Source organism: Shewanella chilikensis (assembly GCF_037953065.1).
Taxonomy (GTDB): Bacteria; Pseudomonadota; Gammaproteobacteria; order Enterobacterales; family Shewanellaceae; genus Shewanella; species Shewanella chilikensis.
The window spans coordinates 3,041,791-3,059,069 of record NZ_CP149966.1; the positions used below are offsets into that span (position 1 = coordinate 3,041,791).

Consider the following 17,279-nt stretch of genomic DNA (forward strand, 5'->3'; position numbering starts at 1 on the left):
ACTCTGCAACAACAAGGGGACCCAACCGGGTCCCCTTGCCTTTTCTCAACTTACTTAAGCCATAACTTACAACTCAGTAGCCGACACCCTCTGCTGCCACAGCTGTCGCAGTTTATGGACAAAGCTCTCCGGCGGTTGATCCAATGCATCCACGGGAATATAGAGGTGATACCCCAAGTACTTGTCCAGCGTCAGGCAGCGGCGACCAAACATGGCCAATACACCTCGGTAGCGTTCAGTATTGACCGTCAGGGGTTCAAACTCGGCGCTGAGTGCCGCTTCCAGTGTTTGCAGTTCTTCATCCTGGGCAGCAGCTGTCATCAGCAAGGGCCGCTGCTCCGACAAGAGCCCGGTCGCTAACCTCGGGGAAATGGCATCCAGTAATGGGTTGATACGTTTGAGCTTGAGCCCTATATAGGGCAACGTCAGTTGCTCCATACCTTGGGTGACTCTGGGCTGATCCAGCCGCTGAATATTATCCCAAGCCACAAACAAGCTACCGCGGCGATGGAAGAACCTCAGCCCTTCGGCGCTGAATTCAAGACTGACATGGGGCTCGAGCTGCTTGGCAATACCCAGCACCAAAGACACGGCCCCCAGGGCAAAACACGCGATTCCAGGGGCAAACATCCAGGGCCAACCGATAAACAACACCAACCCCAGGACTATGCCCAGCCCTCCAGCCAGAGTCAATGTAATGCCATTGCGCTTGCTGCCCGGCCTTATAGTGATAGTTTCCATAACGCTTTCGCTCTATTATCAGCGGCTTGTCAGCCGTTTATTCATTTCATGACCAGGGTTCAGAACCATTAGCGGCCGGTAACAGTCAACCAGGCCAATCCCAGGTATTCGTGCAGCGCCTTTTGTGAATCATCCAGATTGGATGTGCTCAGGCGCCACCAGTGATCGCGCCTAAGCAGAAAACCGGTCGGTGCCGCCTGAGGTTCAAGCCCGGTCGAGCGGAATATTCGCATCGCCCTTGGCATATGGCTGGCAGAAGTGACCAGGATCAGTTGTCTGCCACCCAAGGCATCTATCCCTTTATCATCAGTGCCGGCACCGAAGGTCTGCCGCAACGCCTGGGCTTCCTCTATGGTATCGCGGGCCGACTCCAGCATCAGAATTCGCGATGGCTCGGCCCCCAACTCGATGGCAGCCTCGGCCATTCGCCGGGCATGACTCTGCTGCTCAAGACCGCCGTTCCAGCCACTGACCGCCAACAGGCAATCTTTGCTGTTGGCGGCCTTGAGCTGCGCCACCCCTTCACTGAGACGCTCAAGCGCCGTTGCCGACAACATATGTCGCGCGAGTCCGCCAACCTGATCATCATGGCCAGACCCCAGTACCATCACCACACAGGAGCGCGCCGGCGCAGCGGTATAAAGTGGATACTGACGCTCAAGCCCCGCAAGCAAAGTGCTGCTGCCGATAGAGCTGGAAAGCAGCAGCAACCAAGTGATGGCAAAAACCATCAGAGCGCGCGCTACTCCCGGCCTGCGACGGATATAAAAACAGGCCAATAGCAGAGTGACCAAGGTTAGCGGGATGGGCATAAAGAATTGAGATAAGATTTTTTTCAGCCAGAACACGCTTGATATCCGAAGGTTGGCAAAAGTAGCCATAGCTTACAGAAGCCTTACCCGACTGACCAGTGATTGGCGAAGGGCTATGGACTCGCTTGCCCCAATACATGTTCGAACGCTTTTCCCTTTTGTCTAAAGTGCCTAGAGTGTCTAAAGTACCTAAGTCGAATATCAGTAACACGGCCCGGGCGCCTTGCCAAACTCAGTCCCGGCCCCACAACCAAGCGGCGCCGCGTACCCCGGAGGAGCAGCCGTAGTGATTGGCCAACACAGGGGTTCGGCACTCGCCGCCGACCACATAGCGCTTGAGTCTTTCCGGCAATGCCGGATAAATGGCCTGCACATTGGACATACCGCCGCCAAGTACAATGGCGTCCGGATCCAGCAGATTGATCACATGGGCCAGAGAACGGGCCAGACGGTCAAGATAGCGCTCAAAGGCCGCGCCGGCCTCGGCATCCCCCTGCTCCAGCAATGCCATCACCTCGGCGCCCGAGCTGAGCTGCGTCCCGGCGGCCTGGTTATAGTCGCGAACAAACCCGGTTCCCGAAATAAAGGTTTCGATGCAGTCGTGCTTGCCGCAAAAACACTCAGTGCTGTTGAACTCTTCGGCACGTATCCAGGGCAAGGGATTATGGCCCCACTCACCACCTATGCCATTGCCACCCTGATGCACCTTGCCATTGATGGCTATACCGGCACCACAGCCTGTGCCTATGATCACCCCGAACACCACCTCTTTACCTGCGGCGGCGCCATCCAGCGCCTCGGAGACCGCAAAACAGTTAGCGTCATTGGCAACCCGCACTTTGCGCCCCAGACGCTGCTCAAGATCTCTATCGAGCGGATGACCATTTAACCAAGTGGAGTTGGCATTTTTCACCAAACCGGAAAAGGGCGAGATCACTCCGGGAATGCCAATACCCACAGTTCCTGTCATTTCCAGCTGCGTCTCGGCTTCATCGACCAAGGCACAGATGGCCTCAAGGGTCGCCTGATAGTCTCTGGGGGTAGCTATTCGCTTGCGAAACAGCTCACTCCCGGAATCACCCAAAGCCACCAATTCAATTTTAGTGCCGCCCAAATCAACGCCGATACGCATCATGCTTGCAACTCCGGTGTGTATATCTGCTTCAATCGCAAGCCCAATCGGCACTGTATGCGATAAACCAAGGATTGAGGATAGTTTCTTTTTGGTTATATTTTAAGTTGTTGCCTGCTGGATATTCCAAAACCCGGCCACCGGCACTCTCAAGCACGGCCTGAGCCGCCGCCGTGTCCCATTCACTGGTAGGGCCCAATCTGGGGTAGATGTCTGCCTTGCCCTCAGCAAGCAGACAGAATTTGAGTGATGAGCCGACACTCTTCATTTCGTGCTCGCCAAGCTGCTGCAGATACTCGCCAAGCCCCGGGCTCGAGTGCGAGCGACTGCCGACAATCACAGGAACCTGACGCTTAACCCCGGCCCTGGCATTCAATTCCACCCGCTGGTATCCAGCCGCATTTGGGGTCTCACGCCAGGCACCAAGTCCCAGCGCGCCCAAATAGCACACGGCTGTGGCGGGCACATAGACAACACCTGCGACCGCCTGGCCTCGGTGAATAAGCGCAATGTTGACGGTAAATTCGCCGTTGCCCTTGATAAACTCCTTGGTGCCATCGAGAGGGTCGATAAGCCAATAGGTTTCCCAGCCCCGCCGCTGCGCCCAGGGGATATCCGCCGCTTCTTCCGACATCTGTGGCCAGGCTGGAAACTCACGCGCCAGCGCCTGTTGCAACACGGCGTGACTGGCAAGATCGGCAGCCGTGACCGGACTGTCATCGGCCTTGCGCTCAATCGCCAGTTCGCCGCCCTGATAATACTGCATTATCGCCTCACCGGCAGCGCGGGCCATCTCGGCCAAAAGTGTCAGCTGCTTGACATCAAGCAAGGTCTTGGGGGGATTATTCGACAAGGTTTCATCCTTTGGATCAACAAGATAGTTTATTATGCCAGCCACCCGGCTTTGGCGGGTATAACCTTTAGCTACTGGTTATAATCTACAGCCGGTTTTGCCTTACTTTTCATCCTGTTTAAGCCGATTCAACCCAAGGAAGATGCACCAAGCCCCGAAAGCATCAGCGCCAGCTGCGCCTGCCAGGAAAGCCAGATGGGTGACGGATAATCTTTTGGCAAATAGCAGCGAAATGCCGAAGGCATGGCCGCCATGGCATCTTTGAGAGCGCTTGAGTCGAGCGCCGAATACGCCGGGCGCGGCGCCTGCGCTCGATTCAATAAGGCGCCGTATTCTGCTGTGCTGACAGGCGTTATCCGGCACCTTGGCGTGATTGGCGCCGGGTTTGCTGCTGAATGTAATGTAGCTTGAGATTGCAACGCGGCTTGAGATGGCGACGCGGTTTGCAATGGCGCCGCCTGAGAGCTTGGCGCTGAATTGCACTGCGGCTTGGCGATTTGCTCGGCTATCTCTTGGGTGAAAAGATACCAGCTGCACTGCCCCGTTGCCGCGTAATGAAAGCAGCCGCTCAGCACCGCGGACTTCTCTGGCTTAAGATGAAACCAGATGAGCAACTGCCAGATAAGCCGCGCCAACGCCTCGGCCCAGGTTGGCGTGCCGACCTGATCCGCCACCACCTTGAGCTCGGGGCGCTCGGTCAGCAATCGCCCCATGGTCAACACAAAATTGCTGCCAAAACGGCTGTAAAGCCAAGAGGTTCTCAGCACCAGGGCGCCGGGATTGGCCTTAAGCAAGCGCTGCTCGCCGGCGAGCTTGCTCTGACCGTACAGGCTCAAAGGCTCGCAAACATCGCTCTCGGTCAAGGCTCTGGGCGCATTCCCGAGCATATTGGCAGAAGCATTCCCAGAAACGTTTCCGAAAACACTTCCCAAATCATTCCCGAAGACATTTCCGAAGACATTCCCGAATACATAGTCGCTCGAAATATGGATAAGCCAAGCACCCTGTTGCCGGCACCAGATGGCCAAACGCTCCGGCGCCTCAGCATTGAGCGCCATGGCGGTAGCCATATCCTGCTCGGCCGCATCCACGGCGTTGTAGGCGGCGCAGTTGATTATCACATCGGCATTGATTTCACTGAGCCGCTCGGGCAAATCTGCTGAGGTTAAATCCAGCTGCTGATGCCCGAGCGCCACAATTTCAATTGCGCTGCCGGGTGCTATAGCACTGCGGGGTTTTACAGCACTGCCGGACACCAGGCTTGCCTCAGGTATCTCCATTCGCAGCCTGGAAGGCGAAAACTCGGGCAACCAAGGCAAATTCGCCAGCAGTGCCTGTCCGAGCTGGCCATGAGCGCCGGTGATCAATATTCGGGTAGTCTTGGCTTTCACGATTCGGGATTCATGGCTAATCAGTTGATGGATTTTGTGGCTCGTATCCTCAAGGCAGGCGAACCAGGTTAGCCCGCGGCCGCCTCACTCTTAAAGTAGTCGATTAACTCACCAAGCGTCTTGTGGCCTCGCTGCTGCAGGAAATTCAGCAGCGCCAATGGCTCGCGATTGAGCAGCCTGTCTCTTGGATAACCGGCGGCATCCACTATCTCAAGCGCCAGCGGGAACTCCCCCAGACTGAAGGCAACATGGGAATCTGATCCCATCACCAACTGGGCGTCGAATCGTTTCGCCAGTTTGGCAATATTGAGGCAGCTGTCTTCACTGCCCTTGCGGGAGCAGGCAAAAGAGGAGTTATTGATCTCCAGCGCCACATTATGCTCGGCGGCGGTGCGGACAATCAGCTCCTGAGCCAATGGATATTTGGGGTTGCCTGGGTGGGTAATGATATCGACCTTGCCGCTGCGAATGCAGTTCAGCAGCGCCTGAGTATGGCTGTCACTGTCGGCGGGAGGGAATACCGGCTCGTGAAACCCGGCCTGCACCAAGTCCAGCTCTTCCAGGAACTCACCAAAGAAGTCGATTTCCCCCTCCAGATTGGTAATATTGGCTTCAATTCCGCGCAATATCCCTACGCCGTCGACTATCCGCGGCAATACCCTGAGATTCACGAAATGCCAGAAATGCGGCGCATCGGCCATCGCCGGGCCATGATCTGTGGTGGCAAACAAACGGATCCCTTTCTGCTTGGCGACTGCCAGGTAATCATGGATCGTGCTGTAGGCGTGAGTAGAGGCAACTGTGTGGGTGTGGGTATCGACTGCGAACATGGCTCCCCCAGGAGACTGTTTCTTGAAAACCGGGCCACTAGCTTAGCGCAACTGACCCACTTTAGCGAATGAACCCAATAGCTTTCCTGCCCATCGGCCACCCCAAAGATAAAGGGTATGCATCGACTCAAACGGCTTGAACAGCATAGATTTCCAATCCACACAACTATCGAGCACCTGCCGTGGACTTTCGTCCTAACGGCTTCTCGGCACGCCGTGAAATCATCCCTGATGGCTCTACTCTGGCATCCATGCCAGAGTAGAGCCATCAGGACCAGAATACTTGTGTTGTTTGCACTTACGGTTGATTAACTCAAGTAGGCTCGACTAAACCTGACTTGTTATCTTTTACCAAGCGCTCTCTTGCGGGCACGTTGCTTTTTGGCGGCTTTACTCTGGTTTCTCGGTGCGTCAAAACTGCGGTTGAGATCCGGCTCAAACCCGGGCAGCCATTCTCTGGGGAGGCGTCTGTCGAGCATGGCTTCCAGCTCTTCGAGGAGGCGCTCGTCGTCACGACTGAATAGGGTGATGGCGAGCCCTTCCATGCCGGCGCGGCCGGTGCGGCCAATGCGGTGCACATAATCTTCGCGCTTGAACGGCAGCTCCAGATTGATAACGCAAGGCAAGGCCGCTACATCCAGGCCTCTGGCGGCAACATCTGTGGCCACCAGCAAACGGCATTCACCCGCCTTGAACGCCTGATAGGTCTGCTCCCGCTGGGCCTGACTCAGATCTGAGTGCAGCGCACTGGCGGCCAAGCCCTCGGCACTGAGCTCACAGACCAGTTTGTCGACCCCCTCCTTGGTGCGGCTGAACAGCAACACCTGATGCCAGTCGTGCCGGCGACAAAGGGCGGCAACGGCGGCGGCCTTACGCTCGCTATCGAGCTCAATCAATCGCTCCTTGATACTGCCACCCTGCTCTGATGCTTGCAGCTCCAGCACTTTGGGAGACTGCAGCAAAGTCTTGGCCAGCCGCCAGATGTTGTCGTTGAAGGTGGCGGAAAACAACAGAGTCTGGCGCTGTTTGGCCATCTTTTTCATCAGCGCCGAGATCTCATCTTCAAACCCCATATCCAACATACGGTCGGCCTCATCAAACACCAGGGTCTCAACCTTATCCAGCCTGAGACTGCGCTTTTTAAGGTGATCCAGCAGGCGCCCGGGCGTGGCGACCAAGATATCGACGCCATCCTTGAAGTTCTTTAGCTGCCCATCGAGCGGCACGCCGCCATAGGCAATGGCAATCTTCAGCTCGCAGCCCTTGGCATAGCTTTTAATGTTATCGAAAACCTGCTGCGCCAACTCCCGGGTAGGCACCAGCACCAGAGCCTTGGGCGCTGCGGGTTTTACTGCTCTCTCAGCCGTAGCGGGCAGTAAACGCGCCAGCAGCGGCAAGGCAAAGGCGGCGGTTTTCCCTGTACCCGTCTGTGCCTGCACCAGGAGATCGCTGCCGGCGAGCACCATAGGAATGGCCTCTGCCTGTACTTGGGTTGCCTTGCTAAAACCCAGTCCGGCCAGATTGGTCAGTAGCGGTTCGGGCAGAGAAAAAGCGGCAAATTCCATGGAGAGTCCTTCAAAAATAAAGCTTAGGGCAAACCGCCATTATACCCTGCAACCCGGTGACGAATAGGCGTTACCCCTGCGTTCGAGCAGCAAACATTGCTTACGGGTGAAAAATTAACCGCCCGAGAGACTTATTCGGCTTGACGTTTGCTTTAGGCTGCAGCGCATCTTATTGTCATAAAAAGCAGTTTTACTTTTCTCTGCCCTATTTGAACAAGGAAGCGCCCATGGCCGTCACCAGCTTAGATGCCAGTCAGGTATACCGTCCCGCCAATCTCGACAATCTGGGAGATGAGGTCAAGTCTACCCGCGAACTGGAGCCGCTGGATGACATCATAGGCCAGGAGCGGGCCCAGAGTGCGGTGGAATTTGCCATGTCCATCAAGGAGAAGGGCTACAACATCTATGCCATAGGCCAAAATGGTCTGGGCAAACGCACCATGATGCTGCGTTATCTCAAGCGCCATGAATTTACCGACAAGACACTTAACGACTGGTGTTATGTGGCCAACTTCGACCAGACCCGTACCCCCAAGGTGCTCAAATTGCCCGCCGGCAAGGGCGTCACTTTCAAGAAAGAGATGGAAAAACTGGTTCTCCGGCTGGTCAAGGCGCTGCCGTTGGCGTTTGACAACGAGATGTATTACCGCCGCGCCGACAAGCTCAAGAGTCAGTTGGCGCAAAAACAGGAAGCGGCGCTGCTGGCTCTGAGCGAAGAAGCCAAGGGGATGAAAATAAGCCTCTCCATCAACACTCAGGGCGAGTATCAGTTGATGGCGCTGAACGGCGAAGAGCCGCATACCGAGGAAAGCTATCACGCCCTGCCAGAAGCCGAGCAGCAGGCGTTTGAACAGAATATCAAACACTTGGAATCGCGCCTAAGGGGCATTATTCGCCAATTGACCGAATGGGAAGAGGAGTTCAGCACCAAACAGCAGGAGCACGATGAACAGGTGGCCCGCGAAGTACTGAGCCATTTCTTCAAGCCGCTCAAGGATGAATACCGCAGCCTGCCGGAGATCCGCTCTTTTCTGACGGCGATGCAGAAAGATATGCTCGGTAACCTGGATATCTTCCTCGAGGAGAGTGAAGACCAACTGGCGCTGGCCTATGCCTCGCTGGAAAAGAAAATGCCCAGGCGTTATCAGGTCAACCTGCTGGTGGGTCAAGAGGAGCAGAAATTCCCTGTGGTGGTAGAGGAAAACCCCACCTATCACGGCCTATTCGGTTATGTGGAAAACGCCACTTACCGCGGCACCGTCTTTACCGACTTTTCGCTGATCCGCCCCGGCAGCCTGCACAAGGCCAATGGCGGGGTGCTGCTGATGGATGCGGTCAAGGTGCTGGAGCGGCCCTACGTTTGGGACGGGCTCAAACGGGCACTGCGTTCCCGCAGTCTGGATCTCAGCTCGCTGGAGCGTGAAGTCTCCCTGTCCGGCACAGTTTCACTGGCGCCGGAGCCTATCCCTCTGGATGTCAAAATCGTGCTCTTCGGTGACAACCAGACCTACCAGTTACTGCAGCATTATGATCCCGACTTCAGCGAGCTGTTTCGGGTAACCGCCGACTTTGAAGATGTGATGCCAAGAAGTCCGAAGGCCGAATGCTTCTATGCCAGATTTATCTCCTCGATAGTGCACGATAACCAGATGTTGCACTGCGATCGCAGCGCCATTGCGCGGATAATCGAATTCAGCTCGCGCCAGGCCGATGACCAAACCCAGCTGTCACTGCACTCGGCCAATATCGCCAACCTGCTGCGGGAGACCCACTACTGCGCCAAGGCGGCCAACGCCCGCAGTATTCGTCTCGCCCATGTAGAGCAGGCTCTGGCGCAGCAGGAGCAAAGGGTATCGCGTCTCAGGGATCAACTGATGCAGAGCTTTCACAAGGGCACCACCCTGATTGATGTGCACGGCAAAGTCTGCGGCCAGGTCAACGCCCTGTCGGTCATCGCCACCACAGATCATCAGTTTGGCCTGCCCAACCGTATCAGCGCGACCACAGCCTTTGGCAAGGGCGAAGTGTTGGACATTGAACACAAGGTGCGCCTCGGCGGCCGTATTCACTCCAAGGGAGTGTGGATCCTCTCGGCCTATATCAAAACCCTGTTGGGACGCGAGGCCGATATTCCGCTGACCACCTCCCTGACCTTCGAGCAATCTTATTCCGGGGTCGATGGCGACAGTGCCTCCATGGCCGAATGCTGTGCCATTATCTCTGCAATCGCCCAGGTTCCCCTGCGCCAGGATATCGCCATCACAGGTTCAATGAACCAGTTCGGTGCAGCCCAGCCCATAGGCGGGGTCAATGAAAAGATTGAAGGCTTTTTCGATGTCTGTGCCATCAAGGGGCGCAGACATACCCAAGGGGTAATCATTCCCGCGGCCAACGCCCACAACCTAATGCTGAAAAAGCCTGTGGTGGACGCCATCAGCAAGGGCAAATTCCATATCTGGACGGTCGAGCATGTGACCGAGGCGATGGCATTGCTGAGTGATATGGAAACCGGCAAGGCCGACAAGCGCGGTCATTACCCGAATGGCAGTTTACTGGGGCTAGCCTCGGCCAGGCTGTCAACCCTGAAAACTAAAAGCCAAGACAAGGCTTAAACCCAGTCGGGGCAAAACTCACTCTTTTCCCAAATAATGTAAAACCTCGGTGGACAGGCAGTGAAATCAAATAAAAATCCCCGCCATTACCAAGGCGGGGATTTTTTATCTGACTATTTTTCCAGGCGAATCACCAGGATTGGGCTTAACGCCGACGTCGCAGCAACCCCAGCGACAAGAGCAATAGACTCCAGCCGAGTGAACCACCCGAGTCTGACTCTTCCAGCGGCGGCTCAGGTGGACTCACAGGGTCAACCCCATCGGACTCCACCTTCAGCATAAAGCTAGTGCTGGCGGCATCACCTGTGTTGAGGCTATCACGCACTGTCACAGTGACCTGGGTTTCACCGTGGAAATCTGCCTCCGGGATCAGGTTGAAGCTATCACCGTTAATCTCGGCGCTGATGTGTTCACCACTGACCTCCAACAGATTCGGCACCTTATCGGCATCGATATAGGTCACGGCGATACCGTCTATGCGGCCATTTTCGGCAACGCTCATGTCACTGAGAGGTGCTAGTTGGATATTGCCTTTAACCTGAATCTGATGGCTCAAAGTGCCCGGCTCGCCGCCCTCGAGATCGTAATCCAGTGTCATGGCAAGCGCCTTCCCGGTAGCGCCGGGTTGAATCGCCGCCTTGAAGCTCAGCTCGACCCGGCTCTGCTCAGGCCCTGAGTAATCAAAGCAGATTACCAGATCGTCCTTAAGCAAGGTATCCAGGTTATCGAAGCCCAACATCTCATACAGATAGCCATTCTTCGGCCCTGCATCGCTGGACCAGGTACTGTCAAAACCTTCGATAAACACAGCCCCATCGGCTACATCGGCCCCCAAATTCTGGTAGGCATAGATGATCTCGTACATGCCGGGATGATCGTCGATACCACTGCGCAGTATGGTCTGGAAGTCAAACTCCTGACCTGTCTGGCGGTCGGTAACATTATCAAACTCGAGGAACAACAAGTCCCCCAGATCCGGACGCTCTTCCTTGTACTGAGTGGCTATGGTCAAGCCCCAAGGCTCTTCCCAATGACGGCGGTACTTCATCTCGAAACTGCCACGCCAGAAGGGAGCCAGCGCCTCGTAGAGGAAACCCGGACCTCGGTGCGCGCCCATATACCAGTAGGCAGTATTAAACTGCAGTGCACCCACAGTGTGCATCCGCATATAACCGGCATTGGCCTGGTTGTACACCTTAAACTCGGCGCCCTCTTTATAGAACAACCAATCGATAGGCACATCGACACTGGTTTGAGAGTCACCAGCCAACCAGTCGGCGTTGGGCTGCATACCAAACTCGCCGAAGAGATCTATGTAGCCATCTGTGGAGTAGTCATCAATCATAGGTGTGCGACACATGGCATCGTTGAGGTTGGTACTAACCTTGTATTGCCGCTCCACCAAGCGGGTGCTGGGCTGCAAGCCTGTCAGCGTTAGACCGTTTTCATCGGCAACAATCGCTTCGGCAACCGTAGGATTATTGCTCTTGATGGTCGCCGGCGCCAAACGCATGCCTTCGGGTAACTTGAGCTGCAGCTCATAGTTGCGATCGCGGGATTCCAGGTTGGCCGCCAGTTTAACGGTAACATCCACCACATCTTCGCTCAGCGCCTTGTCCTGATTGACGGACCAACTTACGGCATCCTCGCCGCGGCGGATATTGAGGGCACTGAAACCGAACGAGCCTTCAGCGCCAGGGCCGGCACCGAGATCCATACCGCCATAGAAGACATCCCCTTGCTTGGCATCGGGAATATTCCAGTTAAGGGTCAACTGATAGTCACCATTGCCATCATGCGATGCCGGGCCATCCAGGCTCAACATACCGAAATCGTCATCGGCCATGATCACCGCATGGCCGGTCACAGCTTCCACTTCCCCCTTGCCATAGGCCATGGCGGTGGCAAACCAATAGGTGCCGGGGGCCGGGTTTTCCAAGCTACAGAGGTTGTGCTCGGCTTGGCTGGAGGAGAAACACACCAGCTCGGCATCGTATTCTGCCTTGAGCGCCCTGTCATCCTGCTCCATCTCCTCTTGCGAAGGGATAAAGCCGTTATTGCCGTTGGCATCCCGCCCCAGGATTACAAAGGGGAACACCCCTGAATAACGGGGGTTCATCTCCTCAAGCGTACTGGTGCGCTTGGCGCTCTGCACTTCCACCACCAAACGCTTGGCGCCTTCGGGAACCGTGACGGTTTGAATATCCCAGCCCTTCTCTATGTATTCCAGATCAAGGAATGGTGCCACGGCTTCCAGAGTGGCAGTTTTTAGTTCAGGCTGCACCGGGCCGTAGAAACGAGGCGTCAGTTGAGCATAGGCCGAGGTATTCATCTTCAGGGTTTCACTGCCCTGAGCCCGGCTGATCTCCAGGTCCATGGATACCGGCATCTGATCAGCCTTACTGGCCACGACTACCGGCATATGCAACTCAGGGGAAGTGCTTGACGCTTCAGTGAGTCTGAGCTCACCGTTGAAGAAGGCGTCCTTGTTTTGTACCTGCTGCCAAGGCGCTCCCGGCTCACCCGGATTGACGTTGGACTCAATCAGCGGCGGCACTTTGGCCTTGATCACCAGGGTCTGACTCTCCCCCTTGGCCAGGGTAAAGTTCTCGGGAGATACACTGAGCTCAAAGCCCTGCTCCTTACCCAAAGCCTCGGCACTCCAACTGCCGTCACGGGTGGCAGTAACTGTGCGCATCCAGCTGCAGCTTTGCTCACAGGCCATTTCCACCATGGAAGGCAAGTTGAGCCAGTTGACTATCCCACCGTTTTCCGGGTTGGCATTGCGGTAGTTTTCTATGGTCTCATCCATCACCAAGCCGGTATCGGCCGCGCGGGCAACATTAATGGCACCGGCGCCGGCCATAAAGTGATAGAAAGGCTCCAGCAACTCATAACCTGTATTGAGATACACAGGTCCGGCTGTCATCATCAGCGCCGACTGCACTTCGGCAGGGGTCCACTCGGGATGCAGCTGCATCAACAAGGTCATGGCACCTGTCACATGAGGCGCCGCCATTGAGGTGCCGCTCATAAAGGTCCAGTCGGAGGCATCCGGCGCGCCGGTAAAGGGTTGATCATCGGCGTTGGCAGCGTAAATCTGTACCCCGGGAGCGGTGAGATCCGGTACCAGGGTGTTGTTGGTGCGGCTCGGGCCCATTGAGCTGAAAGGCGCCAGGTTATTGGCCTGAGCATCATCAAATAGATACTCGTTGCTGAAATCCGAGATAGTCGCTATGGCCGTGCCTGGCTCACTGTATCTAACCCAGTTTTTCAGCTTGTATCTGTCGCTCTGCTTTACCTGGATCCCAGGGATCACAAAGCTGTCGGCCACCAGATTGTCGACCTGATAGTCCACGTTTTGCAGAATAAAACCACCGGCGCCGCCGGCCGCCACATTCTTGGCCTTGTCCACTCTGGGAATGTCACCGCGCTCACAGATGACTATCTGGTCATCGCGGAAGGTTCCGGCAGGGAAAGGAGCGTTACAGGAAGCGGCGTTGAAATCATCACTGGGATCAGGGTCGGCATAATTTTCAGCCAATACCACCTCACCGGTAATGCTGCCGGAGAAGCTCTTGCCTGCAATAGGCTCGGACGGGCGATAACGCTCGTTGCCGCCGAAATTGTCGATATGCTTGTTACCGGCTTCCAGCACCCTGTCGTGGGTGGTGGCGCCAACTGTCGTCACCCAGGGAGAGCTGTGATCCGCGCTCCAATAGGCACCGGCATTACCTGCGGCAACAGCCACAGAAATTCCCGCCTCACGGGCTGCCAGAAACGCCAGCTCCATAGGGTCGGCCCAAGGAAGAGATTCTGCGCCACCGATGGAGAAGTTTATCGCATCGACCCCGTCGGCAATGGCATCTTCAAAGGCCGCCAGAATCGCCGACTCGGGACAACCGGCATAGGGATCACCACCGTTGCCTGGCCAGCACACCTGGTAAGAGATGATATGCGCCCGCGGCGCGACACCGCTGGTAGCCGGGAAGTTAAAGGGTACATTGACCCCGTCACTGGTGGCCTCACCTGTTGCAGCCTGCAAAGGCGTATTGTCCAGATGGTTACCTGCTACTGTGCTGGCGGTGTGGGAGCCATGGCCGTTATAGTCCTCACCATTGGCCGGACGCACCATGACAGGCGCCCCCCAAGGGTTGGCCTGAAATTCCGGCGCGCCGTAAACATCTGTGATCTCGGGATAGGAATGAACTCCCACCAGTTTGTTGTTACACAGCTCAGGGCTGTCGACACAATCACCGGTAAACTTGTTGCTGCCAAGCGGATTCAAACGCACATAGTCTTGATCCTCGGCAAAGGCCGGATGATCTGTGTTAACCCCGGTATCTATGATCCCGACCAGCATACCTTCACCCTTGGCGGCCAGGCCTGTACTCGGGTCCTGGCCAAGCCAGATCCGGTCGGCGCCGATAAACTCAGGCCCTCTGTCGGTACGCAGTTGGAAAATGCGGTTGGGGGTTATCCGCTTGACGCCGCTCTGGCGGGCAAGAATTTTGGCATCTTCCTGAGTCATCTCCACCACCATAGCATTGCTGGCAATGGTGAAGCGCTGTTTCAACTGTAGATTGGCACCGGCCTGACGGGCGCGATTGACGAAACTGTCCTGACGCTTTTCCAGGAAACGGCTGTAAGCCCTGGCATCAGTCGTATTGACACTGACCCGACCTTTGGCGATCAGCGAGCGATTTTTCGGTGCCTTGGTAGCCGCTAGCCCTGAAATACTGCCGTCATAGGTTGCCAGAGGTTCTTCATTGAGCTGCACTATATAGCTCTGAACGCCACTGACAGATGGATCCGGCTGAAATATCTGTTCCGGCGTCCGTTGACGCAACACCTGATTAAGCACTCCCGGCTGACCGGCATAGATATCACCTTCAAGACTCGCCTTGCGAGCCTTGTCTGCCGCCAATACCTGTTCTTTGGTAAAGCTTGGCTGATAGAAATTGCCTTTCCCCACAGGTTGCATCTGAACCTGGGCACTGGCGCTCATCATGCCGCCGAAATAGAGCGCGGTCAGACTGGCCAACGCCGTCTGACGGAACCGCGTTCCAAGTTGATTATTTGTTATAGTCATAGGTCCTCTTTAAGACTCTTGCTTTCAATTACGCAGAAAATCTGCACTACAGATATAACAAACAAAAACAAACAACTTCGTAGCATTTAGTAACCTTGCAATTACATGCGGATTTATGGGATGCTGATGAAACCTGCAACTTTCTTTCGCCGCTTTTGGATTACAAGCCTCTGATATGAAGGTTAAATATGAAACTGACTTGGGTAATTGCTCTGTTGTTTCTACTACAGCCATGGCCGACCAGCGCCAACTGTAATCCAGCAGCCCCTTTAACTTCTGAACCGGCATTGCAGCTGCATCTAACACTGACCAATGATCCCTGGCCTCCTTTTATTGAGGCCGATGGCAAAGCCGGTTTGGCACTGGAAATAGTTCAGAGCGCCCTGGCGGTTCACTGTTATCGCTTACAGGTGGAGTTAAAGCCCTGGGCACGGGCACTGAGGTCAGTTAAAGAGGCCAAAACCGATCTGTTGCTGGCCACTTGGCATACGCCGGAGCGAGAGCAAATACTAATGTTTTCAGAGCCATATCTGCAAAATCGCCAGCGTTTCATCAAGCGCCGTGGCGATCCCTTTGAATACACTGAGCTCGACAGCCTCAAGGGGAAAAGAATCGGTGTGGTACGCGGATACAGCTATCAAACCGGTTTTCGCGCCGCGAGCAACTTTATTCGCGTACCCAACAACAGTCTGGAGTCCAGTCTGAAGATGTTGGCAGTGGGACGTCTGGATTTGACTCTGGAGGATGAAATTGTCGCCACAGATACATTCTGGCGTCTGCAACAGGAAGATAGCTTCGACTTTACCGGTCCACCACTGGATATTCGCAACCTGCACCTTAGCACCAGTCGCCTTCATCCCCATGGCGCCAAGTTGATAGCCGAGTTCAATCAAGGGCTGGAGACAATCAAAAAAAACGGCGAGTATGCCAAAATACTCGCCAAATATGGGGCAATTCTACAAGGACGCCAGGCGCCGCCGGTACTGCATCTCGATGGCGCCATGGCAAAGTGGATTAGAGATGAGAATCTGGCCGGAGTGCTCTGCTTCAGTCAAGAGTGGCCAACATCTCATCCGAGTAATCCTGCAGGCTCTCGCCGCTGCGAACCTTGGCGATATAGTCAGGGTTAGCAATAAAGGGGCGGCCTATGGCGATCAGGTCAAAACGCCCGGCAGCAATCGCCTCGGCGGCCGTTTCCGGGCTGTAACCACCCACACCCACCAGATTGCCCTGGTAGTAACGGCGCATGTAATCCGATACCCGGCCATCGAGGAAGTCGAAGCGCATGCTGTCGTCAAACATGCCCTCGTGCAGATAGGCCAATCGGCGGCAGCCAAGCTCGGCGAGCAGATAATCAAACACCTGACGGTCACGGGGATCGGCACTCATATTAAAGTATGCCCCGGGTGACAAACGCAGCGCCGTGCGATCTGCACCTATGGCGGCTATGGTGGCATCCACCACTTCCAGGGCAAAGCGGCTCATGTTTTCAGGCGTTTGGCCGTACTCATCTTCACGTCGGTTGCTGTCGTAATGCAGGAACTGATCGATAAGATAACCGTTGGCACCGTGGATCTCAACGCCATCGAAACCGGCCTCAATGGCGTTTTCTGCCGCCTTGGCGTAATCACGCACCAGTTCGGCAATCTCGGCCTTGCTGGCCGCCTTTGGAATTTGGTAACTCAGCTCGCGCATTCTCGGCACTGTACCTTCAACGCCCACGGCAGATGGTGCCAACACATGTTCACCATTAAAGAAGTGCGGATGCGCGACCCTGCCTGTGTGCCACAGCTGGGCAAAAATCTTGCCGCCCTTTTCATGCACGGCATCGGTCACCCGGCGCCAACCGGCAATCTGAGCCTGAGTGAAGAGCCCTGGAGTGTTGGGATAGCCCTGCCCATCCGGGCGAATGATGGTGGCTTCACTGATGATCAGCCCAGCCTCGGCGCGGCGGGCGTAGTAAGCCAACATGGCATCTGTCGGCACCAAATCGGCATCGGCCATACAACGGGTGAGCGGCGCCATCAAAAAGCGGTTATTGAGTGTGATGCTGTCATTGAGACGATACTGTTCAAACAAGTTCTGGTACATGGTTCCTGCCCTTGGCGAGTTAACGGCTCAGTCACTGGCATTCGCCTTATTCAGAGCCTGAGGAGCTGAGCCCCTATTTGAATGTTCGTTCAAGATAAAGATTGTTGAATGATCATTCAAGCCTTTTTTGAACAAATATTCAAATTGCAGTAAACTCGGC

At 55.5% G+C, this 17,279-nt stretch carries 11 protein-coding genes; 2 read left to right on the forward strand and 9 right to left on the reverse strand.

The window, feature by feature from the left end; genetic code table 11:
• Positions 1-66: 66 nt before the first annotated feature.
• The 7 genes from WKR14_RS13815 to WKR14_RS13845 all read right to left on the reverse strand — a co-directional run bounded on the left by WKR14_RS13815 (position 67) and on the right by WKR14_RS13845 (position 7,324).
• The gene (locus WKR14_RS13815; RefSeq protein WP_339086519.1) at positions 67-741 is read right to left on the reverse strand and encodes a DUF2982 domain-containing protein; all 675 of its coding nucleotides are present in this window, start codon (positions 739-741) and stop codon (positions 67-69) included.
• Between the two features lie 68 nt (positions 742-809).
• The gene (locus WKR14_RS13820; RefSeq protein WP_335917819.1) at positions 810-1,589 is read right to left on the reverse strand and encodes a YdcF family protein; all 780 of its coding nucleotides are present in this window, start codon (positions 1,587-1,589) and stop codon (positions 810-812) included.
• A gap of 196 nt (positions 1,590-1,785) precedes the next feature.
• Positions 1,786-2,688 carry a fructokinase gene (mak, locus tag WKR14_RS13825; protein ID WP_165565342.1) on the reverse strand — a complete coding sequence of 301 codons (903 nt, stop codon included), beginning with the start codon at positions 2,686-2,688 and terminating at the stop codon, positions 1,786-1,788.
• A gap of 28 nt (positions 2,689-2,716) precedes the next feature.
• Positions 2,717-3,478: a 3'(2'),5'-bisphosphate nucleotidase CysQ gene (gene cysQ, locus WKR14_RS13830; protein ID WP_101056650.1), complete on the reverse strand. Its 762-nt coding sequence runs from the start codon at positions 3,476-3,478 to the stop codon at positions 2,717-2,719.
• Between the two features lie 188 nt (positions 3,479-3,666).
• Entirely contained in the window at positions 3,667-4,929 is a 1,263-nt protein-coding gene (locus WKR14_RS13835; protein WP_286995977.1) for an SDR family oxidoreductase, read from the reverse strand.
• 68 nt (positions 4,930-4,997) lie between these two features.
• A complete protein-coding gene (locus WKR14_RS13840) occupies positions 4,998-5,759 on the reverse strand; it encodes a phosphatase (RefSeq protein WP_144190697.1) in 762 nt (253 codons plus the stop codon).
• A 341-nt stretch (positions 5,760-6,100) separates the two neighbouring features.
• Entirely contained in the window at positions 6,101-7,324 is a 1,224-nt protein-coding gene (locus WKR14_RS13845; protein ID WP_234556279.1) for a DEAD/DEAH box helicase, read from the reverse strand.
• A gap of 227 nt (positions 7,325-7,551) precedes the next feature.
• Here WKR14_RS13845 and WKR14_RS13850 point away from each other — a divergent pair, with 227 nt between their 5' ends.
• Positions 7,552-9,936: a Lon protease family protein gene (locus WKR14_RS13850; RefSeq protein WP_286995979.1), complete on the forward strand. Its 2,385-nt coding sequence runs from the start codon at positions 7,552-7,554 to the stop codon at positions 9,934-9,936.
• 145 nt (positions 9,937-10,081) lie between these two features.
• Here the strand turns inward: WKR14_RS13850 and WKR14_RS13855 are convergent, their stop codons facing one another.
• A complete protein-coding gene (locus tag WKR14_RS13855; RefSeq protein ID WP_339086523.1) occupies positions 10,082-15,028 on the reverse strand; it encodes a S8 family serine peptidase in 4,947 nt (1,648 codons plus the stop codon).
• A gap of 188 nt (positions 15,029-15,216) precedes the next feature.
• On the opposite strand from WKR14_RS13855, the gene WKR14_RS13860 reads away from it, so the two are divergent.
• Positions 15,217-16,158 carry a substrate-binding periplasmic protein gene (locus tag WKR14_RS13860; protein ID WP_101056642.1) on the forward strand — a complete coding sequence of 314 codons (942 nt, stop codon included), beginning with the start codon at positions 15,217-15,219 and terminating at the stop codon, positions 16,156-16,158.
• On the opposite strand, the gene WKR14_RS13865 is transcribed toward WKR14_RS13860, so the two are convergent.
• Complete coding sequence (locus tag WKR14_RS13865) at positions 16,076-17,119, reverse strand: alkene reductase (RefSeq protein WP_165565347.1); 1,044 nt, start codon at positions 17,117-17,119, stop codon at positions 16,076-16,078. The genes WKR14_RS13860 and WKR14_RS13865 overlap by 83 nt on opposite strands.
• Between the last annotated feature and the right edge of the window lie 160 nt (positions 17,120-17,279).

What these genes read in the sequence shown, in the direction of transcription:
- WKR14_RS13815 (WP_339086519.1), bottom strand. Translation starts at nt 741, where the DNA reads ATGGAAACTATCACTATAAGGCCGGGCAGCAAGCGCAATGGCATTACA.
- mak (WP_165565342.1), bottom strand. Translation starts at nt 2,688, where the DNA reads ATGATGCGTATCGGCGTTGATTTGGGCGGCACTAAAATTGAATTGGTG.
- cysQ (WP_101056650.1), bottom strand. Translation starts at nt 3,478, where the DNA reads ATGGCCCGCGCTGCCGGTGAGGCGATAATGCAGTATTATCAGGGCGGC.
- WKR14_RS13840 (WP_144190697.1), bottom strand. Translation starts at nt 5,759, where the DNA reads ATGTTCGCAGTCGATACCCACACCCACACAGTTGCCTCTACTCACGCC.
- WKR14_RS13845 (WP_234556279.1), bottom strand. Translation starts at nt 7,324, where the DNA reads ATGGAATTTGCCGCTTTTTCTCTGCCCGAACCGCTACTGACCAATCTG.
- WKR14_RS13850 (WP_286995979.1), top strand. Translation starts at nt 7,552, where the DNA reads ATGGCCGTCACCAGCTTAGATGCCAGTCAGGTATACCGTCCCGCCAAT.
- WKR14_RS13855 (WP_339086523.1), bottom strand. Translation starts at nt 15,028, where the DNA reads ATGACTATAACAAATAATCAACTTGGAACGCGGTTCCGTCAGACGGCG.
- WKR14_RS13860 (WP_101056642.1), top strand. Translation starts at nt 15,217, where the DNA reads ATGAAACTGACTTGGGTAATTGCTCTGTTGTTTCTACTACAGCCATGG.
- WKR14_RS13865 (WP_165565347.1), bottom strand. Translation starts at nt 17,119, where the DNA reads ATGTACCAGAACTTGTTTGAACAGTATCGTCTCAATGACAGCATCACA.